The sequence below is a fragment of the Candidatus Dorea massiliensis AP6 genome, assembly GCF_964245105.1.
Classification (GTDB): Bacteria; Bacillota; Clostridia; order Lachnospirales; family Lachnospiraceae; genus Laedolimicola; species Laedolimicola intestinihominis.
The window spans coordinates 1-11690 of record NZ_CAXTKW010000027.1 but is presented as its reverse complement, the minus strand read 5'-3'; the positions used below and the strand labels follow the sequence as shown (position 1 = coordinate 11690).

At 49.4% G+C, this 11690-nt stretch carries 18 protein-coding genes and 1 pseudogene; 3 read left to right on the top strand and 16 right to left on the bottom strand.

Features of this window, described 5'->3' with window-relative positions; all coding sequences use genetic code 11:
• Positions 1 to 804: helix-turn-helix domain-containing protein (locus ACESZP_RS17535; RefSeq protein ID WP_499709903.1), on the top strand; the 804-nt coding region annotated here is incomplete at its 5' end.
• Between the two features lie 61 nt (positions 805 to 865).
• Here ACESZP_RS17535 and ACESZP_RS17530 read toward each other — a convergent pair.
• The 10 genes and pseudogenes from ACESZP_RS17530 to ACESZP_RS17485 form a co-directional block, all read right to left on the bottom strand.
• Complete coding sequence (locus tag ACESZP_RS17530; protein WP_014078537.1) at positions 866 to 1828, bottom strand: DUF3658 domain-containing protein; 963 nt, start codon at positions 1826 to 1828, stop codon at positions 866 to 868.
• A gap of 16 nt (positions 1829 to 1844) precedes the next feature.
• The gene (locus tag ACESZP_RS17525) at positions 1845 to 2234 is read right to left on the bottom strand and encodes a TnpV protein (RefSeq protein WP_009296082.1); all 390 of its coding nucleotides are present in this window, start codon (positions 2232 to 2234) and stop codon (positions 1845 to 1847) included.
• A complete protein-coding gene (locus tag ACESZP_RS17520) occupies positions 2194 to 2466 on the bottom strand; it encodes a helix-turn-helix domain-containing protein (protein WP_002593556.1) in 273 nt (90 codons plus the stop codon). Before ACESZP_RS17520 ends, ACESZP_RS17525 begins: the two co-directional genes overlap by 41 nt.
• A 155-nt stretch (positions 2467 to 2621) precedes the next feature.
• Entirely contained in the window at positions 2622 to 2780 is a 159-nt protein-coding gene (locus tag ACESZP_RS17515) for a Maff2 family mobile element protein (protein WP_003500126.1), read from the bottom strand.
• A gap of 85 nt (positions 2781 to 2865) precedes the next feature.
• A pseudogene (locus ACESZP_RS17510) lies at positions 2866 to 3753 on the bottom strand (VirD4-like conjugal transfer protein, CD1115 family); the annotation flags it as partial.
• Positions 3754 to 3837: 84 nt separating this feature from the next.
• The gene (locus tag ACESZP_RS17505; RefSeq protein WP_014080225.1) at positions 3838 to 4203 is read right to left on the bottom strand and encodes a hypothetical protein; all 366 of its coding nucleotides are present in this window, start codon (positions 4201 to 4203) and stop codon (positions 3838 to 3840) included.
• Positions 4204 to 4280: 77 nt separating this feature from the next.
• A complete protein-coding gene (locus ACESZP_RS17500) occupies positions 4281 to 4454 on the bottom strand; it encodes a transposon-encoded TnpW family protein (RefSeq protein ID WP_015521917.1) in 174 nt (57 codons plus the stop codon).
• A 64-nt stretch (positions 4455 to 4518) separates the two neighbouring features.
• A complete protein-coding gene (locus tag ACESZP_RS17495) occupies positions 4519 to 5382 on the bottom strand; it encodes an ATP-binding protein (protein WP_499709900.1) in 864 nt (287 codons plus the stop codon).
• Positions 5379 to 6128: a phage replisome organizer N-terminal domain-containing protein gene (locus ACESZP_RS17490; protein ID WP_499709898.1), complete on the bottom strand. Its 750-nt coding sequence runs from the start codon at positions 6126 to 6128 to the stop codon at positions 5379 to 5381. Before ACESZP_RS17490 ends, ACESZP_RS17495 begins: the two co-directional genes overlap by 4 nt.
• 113 nt (positions 6129 to 6241) lie before the next feature.
• The gene (locus tag ACESZP_RS17485; protein WP_005933550.1) at positions 6242 to 6640 is read right to left on the bottom strand and encodes a cysteine-rich VLP domain-containing protein; all 399 of its coding nucleotides are present in this window, start codon (positions 6638 to 6640) and stop codon (positions 6242 to 6244) included.
• Between the two features lie 126 nt (positions 6641 to 6766).
• On the opposite strand from ACESZP_RS17485, the gene ACESZP_RS17480 reads away from it, so the two are divergent.
• Positions 6767 to 7045, top strand: coding sequence for a type II toxin-antitoxin system RelB/DinJ family antitoxin (locus ACESZP_RS17480; RefSeq protein WP_005924829.1), 279 nt, complete (start codon positions 6767 to 6769; stop codon positions 7043 to 7045).
• Complete coding sequence (locus ACESZP_RS17475) at positions 7042 to 7332, top strand: type II toxin-antitoxin system YafQ family toxin (RefSeq protein WP_002596328.1); 291 nt, start codon at positions 7042 to 7044, stop codon at positions 7330 to 7332. Before ACESZP_RS17480 ends, ACESZP_RS17475 begins: the two co-directional genes overlap by 4 nt.
• A 107-nt stretch (positions 7333 to 7439) precedes the next feature.
• On the opposite strand, the gene mobQ is transcribed toward ACESZP_RS17475, so the two are convergent.
• From mobQ to ACESZP_RS17445, 6 genes are all read right to left on the bottom strand, one after another.
• Positions 7440 to 8885, bottom strand: coding sequence for a MobQ family relaxase (mobQ, locus tag ACESZP_RS17470; protein ID WP_007037415.1), 1446 nt, complete (start codon positions 8883 to 8885; stop codon positions 7440 to 7442).
• A 186-nt stretch (positions 8886 to 9071) separates the two neighbouring features.
• Positions 9072 to 9362: a DUF3847 domain-containing protein gene (locus ACESZP_RS17465; protein WP_005933556.1), complete on the bottom strand. Its 291-nt coding sequence runs from the start codon at positions 9360 to 9362 to the stop codon at positions 9072 to 9074.
• A gap of 28 nt (positions 9363 to 9390) precedes the next feature.
• On the bottom strand, positions 9391 to 9852 hold the full coding sequence (locus ACESZP_RS17460) for an RNA polymerase sigma factor (protein ID WP_035394327.1): 462 nt from the start codon (positions 9850 to 9852) through the stop codon (positions 9391 to 9393).
• A gap of 10 nt (positions 9853 to 9862) precedes the next feature.
• On the bottom strand, positions 9863 to 10315 hold the full coding sequence (locus ACESZP_RS17455; RefSeq protein WP_005933558.1) for a hypothetical protein: 453 nt from the start codon (positions 10313 to 10315) through the stop codon (positions 9863 to 9865).
• A gap of 103 nt (positions 10316 to 10418) precedes the next feature.
• Positions 10419 to 10832 carry an RNA polymerase sigma factor gene (locus ACESZP_RS17450; RefSeq protein WP_035394329.1) on the bottom strand — a complete coding sequence of 138 codons (414 nt, stop codon included), beginning with the start codon at positions 10830 to 10832 and terminating at the stop codon, positions 10419 to 10421.
• A 453-nt stretch (positions 10833 to 11285) separates the two neighbouring features.
• Positions 11286 to 11690, bottom strand: a complete 405-nt coding sequence (locus tag ACESZP_RS17445; RefSeq protein WP_499709897.1) for a hypothetical protein — start codon at positions 11688 to 11690, stop codon at positions 11286 to 11288.

Here is an 11690-nt window from a genome sequence, read left to right as displayed (position 1 = left end):
AAAGGAGCAACAAGCATACAGGAACGCCTTTGGGAACTCCGCAAGGACAAAGGCTTAAATCTGGAAGAACTATCAAAGCTGACAGGCATTTCCAAATCAGCTCTTGGAAGTTATGAAAAAGAGGATTTTAAGGAAATCAATCATGGCAACCTTATCACGCTGGCAGACTTCTATGGGGTCTCTGTTGATTATCTACTGTGCCGGACAGAGAACAGGGAGCAGATCAACACACCATTGACGGAGCTGCATTTGAATGATGAGATGGTGGCACTGCTGAAAAGCGGTCGGATTAACAACCGTCTGCTCTGTGAGCTTGCTACACATAAAGATTTCATCAAGTTTCTTGCAGACATTGAGATTTATGTGGACGGGATTGCTACCATGCAGATTCAAAACCTCAATGCACTTGTCGATACCGTCCGGCATGAAATCATTGAACGGTATCGCCCAGGCGAAGATGACCCGCATTTGAAAGTGCTGCAAGCCGCCTATATCAGTGATGATGAGTATTTCAGTCACATGGTTCTGGATGACCTCAACCTGATTATCCGGGATATTCGGGAAGCCCACAAAAAGGACAGTGAGAGTGCGCCCCAGACCACCGTTGCCGATGAATTGAAAGAAAATCTCGAAGCAGTCGAAAATTTCAAGGGCAGCCGGGATGAAAAGCTGGTTGTCCTTTACTGCAAGCAGCTTGGTATCAACTATAAAAATCTGTCAGACGAAGAATTTCGCTGGCTGATTCGGATTCTCAAAAAATCAAAGAAAATGGGAACGCCTATCAGCCAGAGGAAAAAACGATAAAGAAAAACCGCTGTTGCATGGTTTGTTAGCTTCCATGTAGCAGCGGTTTTTGCTGTGGTTATTATTTCATTCGTTTTCTTAATATCCGGCGATAATTTGTTTCTCCCTTTGGTGCGTCCTGTATAATTTCCAACACACCATCTTCAAGCATTTTATCAATGCGATTAGAAATCCATACATCACTAATTCCAAGTTGATATTTTCCTAAAACATTACCTATAACAATAGCCATTTTGAATTGCTCTGGCTGTTCCGCAATTTCACGAAGAATGAAACTATCATATATATCTTCTGAAACACTTTGCAATTTACCATTTAGCATTGCACGCAAAGGTGCATTTTCATTTTGAAGTTGATTCCATTTCATAGCACAAGCTGAAAGAAATACAGGCTTAGCTTTTTCTTGTAGAGTTATATATTTTCCCCATTCGCCAGGAGAAACCTCACCCCATGCTATTTTGGATGTCATAGTATTTTCTTTTCCATATTCCCAGGCAGGTAACTTAACCAAATAAATTGTTGTCTGACAGTTTAATGGTCGAAGTTGTTTCATAAGCCAGTACATACCGCAAAGTTCATCCGGATTATAGCTATACCAAATACGAACTTCTTCCCCAGCTACATATCGTTCAATAACCGAAGACAATGTAGTTTTAATTTTCTGTATTTTTTCTTCAACCTGATAGTCTAAATCCTCTACAAACCAGACAGACAGCATTTTCTTGAGAACATTTTTCCGCTGTTCGCCAATTCCATTATCAGAAATATCTCCCACACTAAGAGCCATATCAAAACAATAAACATCACTGCTCTTGCCTCCCAATGGAATAGCATTCTCCCAAGCAATATGTTCTTGTTCCTGTGCTTGAATTTGTGCTTCTTTCATTTCATCTGAAGATGGAACACTCCCATCTTCGTGCCTCATAAAGACCGAAACTGCACTTCCTCTATACTTTCCCTTACCGTAAGTTTGGGCAATTTTCAAACTTCCACAGGCACTTTCACCAAATACAATTTCAATCATCTTATATACCTCCGATTTAATTACTCCCGTATGAATAAATTATATCATGCAAAACAATTTCTTCTGCCCGGTTGTGAATGTTATTACAACGCTGCACCCATTCCATTTGTTGAGTTCGCTTCAATTCCTCTGTCACGCCCTCGGTGGCTTTCATCTGCTCCATGATAGTGTCTAACCGTTCCTGTGCCTGTTCGTTCAGGTCTGCAAGATATGTCCACAATTCTCCGGTCAGTATCAATGTATTCAATCTGGCTGGGTGGACTTCCCTTAAATATTCCCGGTGCATCCGTCCGTACTTTCCGATAGGGCGGTGTTCCTCCGGCAGTTTCAAGTCCGGGATGTAGTAATCTCCGACAAGGATATAATCAATTCCGTTTTCCGTTATTCTTGGTTTCAATTCTCTCATGTTCCTTACCTCCTGTGGAAGCAGGCTCGTCTGGTACTAACTCAATCACATCGGTAATCTCACAATTCAGCGTTTCACAGATACGGGCTAATGTGTCCATGCTGATGTGCTTTCCCTCTTTGCTCATGTTGGCAATCATATTCGTTGTCATACCAGCGGCAAGCCTTAAATCCTCTTTCCTCATATCACGCTCTAACAGTGTGTGCCAGAGTGGTTTATAGCTGATGTGCATATTGTTTTCCTGCCTTTCTATCCATACCACCGGGGCGGCTGCCCCGGCAGGAACTTTTCTCTTATTATAGCACCAATCTTGTGTAATCACAATTTATTCTTGTAGACTGCCGCTGATACCGTCTGGATTGTGCTTTTCCTTTCTTTTTGTTCCCTTTAATTAGCCATGAACTGCTTAATGCCCTGGCTTTTTGCCGCAGGGTTGTCCGACCCGTAACCTTCCAGAAGGTTGATGACGCCCCATACCGCCAGACCAGCGCCAAGAGCCATGACCAGAATTTTAAGAATGTCGATTGCCTGATTGAAAAATTCCATATACGTTCCTCCATTTTGTTTGATGGTTTTGGGTACAAAAAAAGCCGCCCACATCGGCGGCGCTTCGGGTCATCATGGCCCGAAGTTACACAAACTCGTCGCTGTCCAGATCATCGAAGTTCAACAGGTCAGCTTCTTCGTCCGTGTCAGAGCCGTCCACTTCGTACACCGTGTATTCGTCCTCTGGCTTTAGTCTCAATGGCCGGTGGCGGAACAGGCTTTCCAAGCGGAAGGCGTTTTTCTTTTTATCAAATTCGGCTGTGTACTTGTAATTCGGGTGCTTTTTCAAGTCATACTTCGGGGACAGGAAGGGCGGGAGCCCCCGAAGCTGCAAGATACATTTATCCCCGGGCATGGTGGTGATCTCGCTGGTGGTCATCAGTTCCCGGCCAAGCCGCTGCATATTCTGGCTGTAACTTTCAGACTGTCCACGGCTGCGGCCCTCGGTCTGCATAGAGATGGTGGCCTTGCCCAGCCAGTTTTCCGAAATATCCTTTAGGGTGGAAGCCTCCCGGCCTCCGAGGAATACGATACTGTCCATGTTGCCCATGATGGTTTCGGAATGGTCTTTGTACAATGCCTTGCACTGGCTCATTGCCTGATAAAAAAGCGTCAGGCTGATCTCCCGGGAACGAATGACGGCCACAATCTTTTCCAGCCCCGGCACCTGCCCGGTGTTGGCAGCCTCGTCCCATAGCACCCGCACATGGTAGGGCAGACGCCCGCCATAGGTGTTATCAGCCCGTTCACACAGAAGGTTGAACATCTGCGAAAAAGCGAGGGCAACCAAAAAGTTGTAGGTGGTGTCCGTGTCGCTGATAAGAAAGAACAGCGCTGATTTTTCATCCCCCAGCTTATCCAGCTCCAGTTCGTCATAAGACATGATCTCCCGAAGCTGGGGAATATCAAAGGGAGCCAGTCTTGCACCGCAGGAAATCAAGATGCTTTTGGCTGTCTTGCCAGAGACAAATTGTCAAGGACTTTTTAATCAAATTCACAGAAAACTCACAAAAGGTGCCAGAAGCACTGTATGGCTCCTGACACCTCATTTAACAGATTACATTTTTCCGTTCAGCAGGTCTTTGCAGAGATACGCATAGTCTGGCAGCTGGTTGATATATGGCTCCCAGAGCCGCTTGATTTCGGCTAACTCCAGCGGGTCGGCTGCTTCCAGTGCATGATCGTTGCCAGTCATATATAAAACATCCGTAGCAACATCATCCAAACACTTGCCGCAGAGATCGGCGGCAGATTCTATCCTGATACCGGTATCCACATAGACTGGATTTACGCCAATCGTCAGCCAGACATAGCCCACCTTGTCCGACCAGAGCAATTCAAAATCAGGGCTTTGCCGCAGATGTTCCGCAAAGACTTCCTTTACTCGCTCAATTTCATGTTTCTCTTTTTCTGTGTAAAGCATTTTCATGTCCTCCTTGACAAAAATTTTGGTGCGTACCATCATCAGTTTAGCACAAGGCGGCTTAGTTTATCAGTCTGTCACATCTGCTGAATTTCATTTTTGAGCATACGCTTGATTTTATCGCTCATGGTTTCTGTGCTGGTATTGCTGAAATGGACATGAACCTTGTAGGTCGTCTTGCCGATTTTCTTTACCATCGCTGGCGTGTTTTCCGGCGCTCTGGCCGCAGCAGCGGCGTCTGCCATCTGCATAGTACGGGGTTCTTTGTTCATAGCGCTCCTTTCTCCGAACGGGTCTGTGCCGCCCGGTAAAAAATCAGTCGTGCTTACTGTTTACAATGTCTTTTGCTGCCTGTCGGGTGACACCGGCATTTTCTTCCCGGAAATTCTTCCCGTCAAAGAGGATCGGCGCACACCGTTCCAAAATACGGTCATAGATACGGGCGTGGGCCAGATCAGGCGGGTTTTTCAGCTCGGACAGTTTCAAGTTTGTTGTGATAATCATGGGTCTTCGGCTGCGATAGCGGCTGTCGATGACGAAAAACATCTGCTCCATAGCATATTCGGTACTGCGCTCTACGCCCAGATCGTCAATGATAAGTAGGTCATATTCGTCAAAGCTGGTGATAAAGTCGGCCCTGTCCTCGGAAAACATCCCCGTCAGGCGGTTCAGGATGGTGGGAAAGTTCGTCATCAGCACCGGCACATCCCGGTCAAGCAGGGCGTTGGCAATACAACCGGCGAAAAAGGACTTGCCGGTTCCCACATCCCCGAACAACAGCAGGCCGGTGTTGTTTTTATATGCCTCCTTCCAGTTCTCCACATAGGCGCGGGCCTTGTCCATCAATGGGTTTTGGCCGTTGTCGTTGGCAAAGGTGTAGTCATAGAGATAGCGGTCTTGCAAGCCCTGTGCCTTTCGGCGTTTGATACGCTCCATGCGGCGCTTCCGTTCTTCAGCAGCCTTGCGCTGCTCCTCAGCCTCCTGCTGGCACTGGCAGATGCAGTGCGGCATAAAGTAGCCGGATTTCCCGAAGCATGGCACAACGGTCTGCCTCTGGCCGCCGCATTTCTTACAGTGAATGAGCCCGTCTGACGGGTCTATATACTCGTCCTCAGCCAATTCCACACCGGCAGCTGCCTTGTCGATGAATGCCCGGATTTCTGCGGTAATCTCAATCATACAGTTTCATCCTCCTTTACGCTGTAATCCCGGTTGCGTGAGGGTGTGATCGTTTTTTTAGCATCCTCACCGGCCCAGCGCCGGATGGTGGCAGCATGGCTCTGATACCGCTTGCCGGTAGAAGCCATGTACTCGGACAGCTTTTCGATGTACTGTTCCCATACAGCAGGAAAGCTGACCTGCAAGTCTGCCAGTTCTTCATCCGTCAGGAAAACATTCTGGTAACGGCCATAGGTGTGGGAAGGGTGCCCCGTTTCAGGGCGTACCTTCTCTATCTCTCTCTTTATCTCTATCTCTTTCTCTAACTCTATCTCTATCTCTGGTGGACGAATGTCGGACAAATGTCCGCCACTTGTCCGGAGCGCAGAAAGAGCCTTATTTTGAAGCCTTGCAGCCCGCTTTCGCTCGGCCTCGGTAGAGGACTGGCCTATTAAAAGTTCGATGTTGCTCATGTAGAATGTGCCGCTGTCCAGCACTTCCACAAGACCCAGCTTCAAAAAGATCTGCAAGGCTCTCTCCACAGTGCCGATCTGCTGGCGGGTAATGGTAGCGATCATCTGCGCTGTGTAAGGGATGTCCTCGTCAAGCTGGAGCCGCCCGCCATGTTTCAGCGATTTCAGGTACAGCTTGAGCAGAATGTTGGAATACAGCACACCGTCCTGCATACTTTCCAGCAGCACGATGGAATCATCATCAAAATAGTTTTCTTTGAGTTTCAGGTAATAATATTTTCGATTGTCTGACATAGGGTTCCTCCTTAGGGGTTCTTTTGGGATTCTGTACGCATTTTAAGGCTATTTTAGGGGTCAGAGGATAAATCTATCAGACTGCCTTTGACACCCTCAAAAAAAGCCTTGATTTACAAGGGTTTTTCAGCCCCTAAAGCGTGACATTTCTCCCGTTGTTTCCGCTTGCGCTTTGCGGCGTTAATCCGCTTCATGCGTGCGGCACATTCCGGGCAGTATTTAGCCCGGTTAGAACCGGGGGTAAACAGCGCCCCGCATACGGCGCATTTCTTAGCATTCAGCCGGTGGAACAGCGCCGTTTCCAGTTCCTTATCCTGCGGCAATACCGCCGCCCGAAACCACCTGCACAACAGGGAGTAGGAAATGGACTGGACACAGATACATTCCTCCCCATCGTCCAGGGCGATACAGTTTCCGGCAATGTAGTTGCAGCACTCATGCACCAGTTTCCGCGCTCTGCGGTACTGGCGGTAATCCATGACAGGGATAGGTTCAGTCTTGTTGTTCTTCATAAATGATTTCTTTCATAAAGCAGGTAACCTCCTTGAATGAATTTATTGTTAAATATTCGTGCAAAGTATTGTTTTCTTCGTGCAAATGGCATATACTATAATTGCCAGCAGAAAGGGGTTGATCGTATGGCTGGAAATACCACAAACATCAGTATCCGCATGGACGCAGATTTGAAAGCGCAGGCGGACGCACTGTTTACGGAACTTGGCATGAACCTGACTACGGCGTTTAACATCTTTGTGCGCCAGTCGCTTCGTGAAGGCGGCATTCCCTTTGAAGTAAGGCTGGAACAGCCGAACAAAGAAACGGTTGCTGCCATGCTGGAAGCGGAAAGGATTGCAAAAGACCCGTCTGTAAAGGGCTACAATGACCTTGACGAGTTATTTGCTGACCTGAAAAGATGAAAGAAACCAAATATACCGTCAAGTACACGACCAGTTTCAAAAAGGACTACAAACGAGCCATCAAGCGTGGCTTGAAGATTGAGCTGCTGGAGCAGGTCGTAGCATTGCTGGCAATGGGCGAACCGCTGCCGGATAAGAACCGTGACCATGACCTGTCCGGCGATTGGGCAGGTCATCGGGAATGTCATATTCTCCCGGACTGGCTGCTTGTCTATCGCATAGAGGATGATGTTCTGGTGCTGACGCTGGCCCGCACCGGCACACACAGCGACTTGTTCGGCAAATAAACAGTCTGCCGCCGTATGGGGAAACCTGTACGACGGTTTTTCTGTATGCAAAAGTATGTCGTGAAACGCGACGCACTTGACAGGGGTACGCCAAAACGCGGTAGCCTTTACCGCTCCGGCCCACGGTCGTGAGACTTGTCCCTTTCCTGTCGGGACAGCTGCTCGGCGGTTTTGCGGAGCCGTTCCACTGCTTTCAACTCCTCCCGCATGGATTTCATGGCAAGCGTGTCCGTCTGCTTTCCGGCGGCCAGCTGGTCGATTTCCCGCTGCCATGCCTTCGGGGTGATCCCCTCGCCGCTGTCTTTCAGTTCTTTCAGATACCGGGCTGCTGCATCATACAGGATCAGTTCCCGGCTGTGGCGCTGCTCAAACTGTTCCCGTTTTTCCGGTTTTACTTTGGCAAGCTGCTTGTGGATGGACTTGTACTGGTTGTACTGTTCCCACATCTCCCCGCGTTCGGTAAGAATGGCGATCCGGCGCTCAGCCTTGACGATCTTTCCGCGCAGGTCATAGTAACAGCTGTTCATATCAGCGATTTTTTCATGAAGCTGCTGCATAGACTGGATGCCGTTTACCTGCAAAAAGCTGAATAGTGCAGCGCTTTCCTGCAAAGCCCGGATTTTGCCGGTGCGGGTGCGGGGAGCGTTCAACTGCTGTTGGGCTTCCCACAAGGCGGTCAAGCTGCTTTGCTGCGTTTGTGGTTTTTCCGCTTCCGCTTTCGACCAGCGATAAAGACGGGTAATGCGAGCTTTGATTTCTTTCAGCAGCTTGTTGTCGGCGACGATCTGTCGGTTTACTTCCCCCTTGTCGGTGCGGATACCGCGCTTTTCCATTTGGCTGGCAGCTGGCCCCAGATGGACAGAGGGAATTTTATCAATGCCCTGCCGCTTGTAGCTGCGGTGGTCAATACGCTCCGGTCTACCGGCAGATTCCAGTGCCCGGTTGGTGTAGGCTGCCCACGCTGCCCGCCAAATCTCCACATTTCCTTTATCGTTCCAGTCGGTCGTATCCTCTCTGTGATTTTTCCAACCGCCTTTCCCATCCGGGATACGCTGTCCATTCTCGTCCAGATCGTATGCCTTGCGGCACTTTGCGCCCCACTGTCCATTTTCTTTCAACGGCCGGAGCGTCAGCATGATATGGACATGAGGGTTGCCGGTTCCCTTGTCATGGATAGCAAAGTCGGCGCACATTCCTTTGTCTACAAAGTTGTCCTTCACATAGGCACGCACAAGGGCAAGCTGTTGTTCGCCGGACAGTTCACGGGGTAAAGCTGCCTCAATCTCGCGGGCAAGCTGGCTGTCTCTTGCTTTCTCGATTTGCTCCACGCTGTTCCAGAGGATAGAACGGTCTGCAAATTCCGGCGGGGCGTGGGCAGGCAGCATGATCTCCGCATGGACAATGCCGCCTTTCCGGGTGTAGTCGTGGATCATTCCGTCCCATTCATTTGTCAGCTTGGTTCCACTGCGGTAAGCAGCTGCGGCAACGGCTGAACGGCCTGCGCTGCGCTTGATGATACTGACGGGGATATGACAGAAATCTATGGGGAACACCTCCTTTCAGTGAGGGGATAACAGGCTCTGTGGAGCCGGACAAACGCAAAGCGGGTGTTTGGCTGCGCAGAGCACACAAGGGGTTTGGGGAGCGTAGCTTCCCATCGCGGACGAAGTACGCAACGCCCCCGGCAGGGCGCACAGCACCGGCAACGGTGTATAAGTGCGCCCTTGTAAACAAGGGACTTATGGCATATCCCCGGATTTTGGCAGGTTTGCAGTCAATTCCGCAGCCCCCGGAAGATAGGACAGGGCAATCAGAAATGCTTTGACCTCTGCGCCGGAAAGGCTGGAAGCCAGCGGGAAAATCCCCTCCAAAATGGCTCCGCGCTCAATCAGGCGGCGGGTGCGAACCCTGCGTTCTTCGTTTCGTTGCTTGTTCTCCAAAATCTTCTTGCGGTTTTCAAGCTGCCGGATCTCCTTCAGGACTTCCTGCCGTTCTTCTTTTGGGGGTTGGGCTGTAATTTTTTCGTTCATGTCATGCACCTCTTTTCTTTGGAAACGCTTATAGATTGACCGTCCATTTCTGACGCGCAAAGTACCGGCGCAGCCTCCGCAGTGCAGCGTGGATGGATTTTCCCGCCTGTGATGGTGTGATACCCTCCATTGCGGCAATATCTTTCACTTTCATACCCAGCATATAGCGGGCGTGGACACGGCGAGCCTGCATAGGCGGCAGGGAAGAAATGGCTTCATACAATCGCCGTATCAGTTCTTCGTATTCGGCTAATTCTTCTTTTTCTATCAGATGATCCTCCGGCGATGGCTGCGCCCAGCCGATTGCAGCATTTTCGATTCCATCGTTACAATCGAGGGAGTAAAACGCCTTATACCGGAACATCTTGCGTTCTCTGGCGGCCTCGGCTCTCTTATCCAGAAGAAACGCTTCGACGATCTCATCGGACACCTCCACAAAAATGTCCTCTTTGCAAAATGGATAATATTGTTTGAGATTGATGGTCTGCATAGGCACGCCCTCACTCTGTTTGAAAAAGGTCATCATAGCAGCGGCGCATATTCCGCAGACCCCGACGGATGGAAACGCTGACCTTGCTGCTGTGGACGCCCTCTCTCCGGGAGATTTCCGGCTGCTTGATACCGGCAATGTAGTAGGCGTGAACACGGCGGGCCTGTGTCGGAGTGGCATGAGCCAGAGCCACCGGCAGAGCTGCTATCAGGTGCAGGCGGGTGGTCATTTCTTCTCGTTCCAGCAAAATATCTTCCGGCGATCTGCTGTGTTCCAGTGCGTAATTTTCCAGCCAGCTGTATGCCTCCAGAGAGTAGTAGGCGCGGTGGTAGACTTTCCGACGCTCATAGTTCTCCATCTCCCGCTGGGCCTGATACATCGCTGCCCATACCTCGTCCGTAACATCCACAAACTCGTCATGCCGGTAGTGGGGATACATCCACCGCAGATTGATTGTTTTCATAGGCTTACCTCCTGAAAATCGGAGAGGCGGGCAGCTCGTCCGCTGTCCGCCCCTCGCTGAGATAAGGGAAATGATCCCTTTCACTTGGTAGCCAGAAAACAGGTCATTCGTTAAGCCTGCTCTCAAAGAAATTTATAAATTTTTTTCTGACCGCCTCCACACTTTGATACACAGCCACTTTGGAGCAGCCGCACAGCACACCGATCTCTGCAAGGCTCAGCCCGTCAAGCGCATAGAGCAGGAACCGGCGGCGCTGGGCCTCGGTACAGGTGTCCAGAACTGCCATCAGCTCATGTAGCGTTTCCATGCGGCAAAGGTATTCTTCCGGCGTTTCGCCGTAGGCTCCTACACCCTCGGTGGTAATGATGTACTCGTCAAACTCCCGGCCATCCCAATGCCGCCGCTGTTCATGGAACAGGTTCTCCGTTTTGTGATCTGCCCGATCAAGAAATTCATAGACTTCCAGCGTGACCTCCACGGCCACAGCTTGTCCGTTATAATTGATGGTAACTTCCATCTGTCCTTCCTCCATTCAGACTTTTTTGGGAAAATCTGAATGGGGTGGTGGGGCGCGGCACCGGGGATAAAGTTCGGGCCATGCTGACCCGATGTTCCGGCTCCATAGGGACAAAAAAGCGCCCGGACGGCATAAAGCCATACGAGCGTCATGGAATATATTTTGCTGTTTAATTACATGGTATAGTGCATACTTCTGACCGCATTGCTCCGCTGCTGGGAACAGGCTTTTTTTAGCTGGTGCAGGTCATGGGTACTGTGAAAAAAGGCAAACATAGACACGGCGGCATCCTCCTATGTGCCGCCGTGGATTTACACGGTGTTAGGTCGTCGTTGGTTTAGGATAAACGAAAAGAAACGGCGGCTCTGAAATCAAAGCCACCGCTTCATAGGCGCGTGGAAATGTGTCTGCTTTACGACGGCTTTTTTTCTTTTGCCGTCGTCCGGCAGAATGTTACTCCATATTCAATTCAATGCTTCCAGTGAAATTTTCACATTCAATGCCGATATAGTTTCCACCTTCAGGGAGTGTAATTGTATCACTATATGTTCCGGTTGTTTCAAGCAAAGTGACTTCTTCATCAGCTCCAGAAATCCAAAATACTTTTGCAGTTCCATCCGTAACCTCCAGCGCGCAGTCAATAGACAGATCCTTACCCGCTTCACGCTTTATGGAAGTTCCGCCGAACAAATACTCTGTATCTGAAAAATCCTCATAGTTGGCTGTATAGCTTCCTGTATAATCATCAATTCCTTTTTCTTTCGTACCTTGTAAGGATGAATTATAAAGCCGTTCAAATATGTGTTTCAAATCGTCTTTCTCAATTCCTACTCCATTATCCGCCAGCAGCAGCTCCAT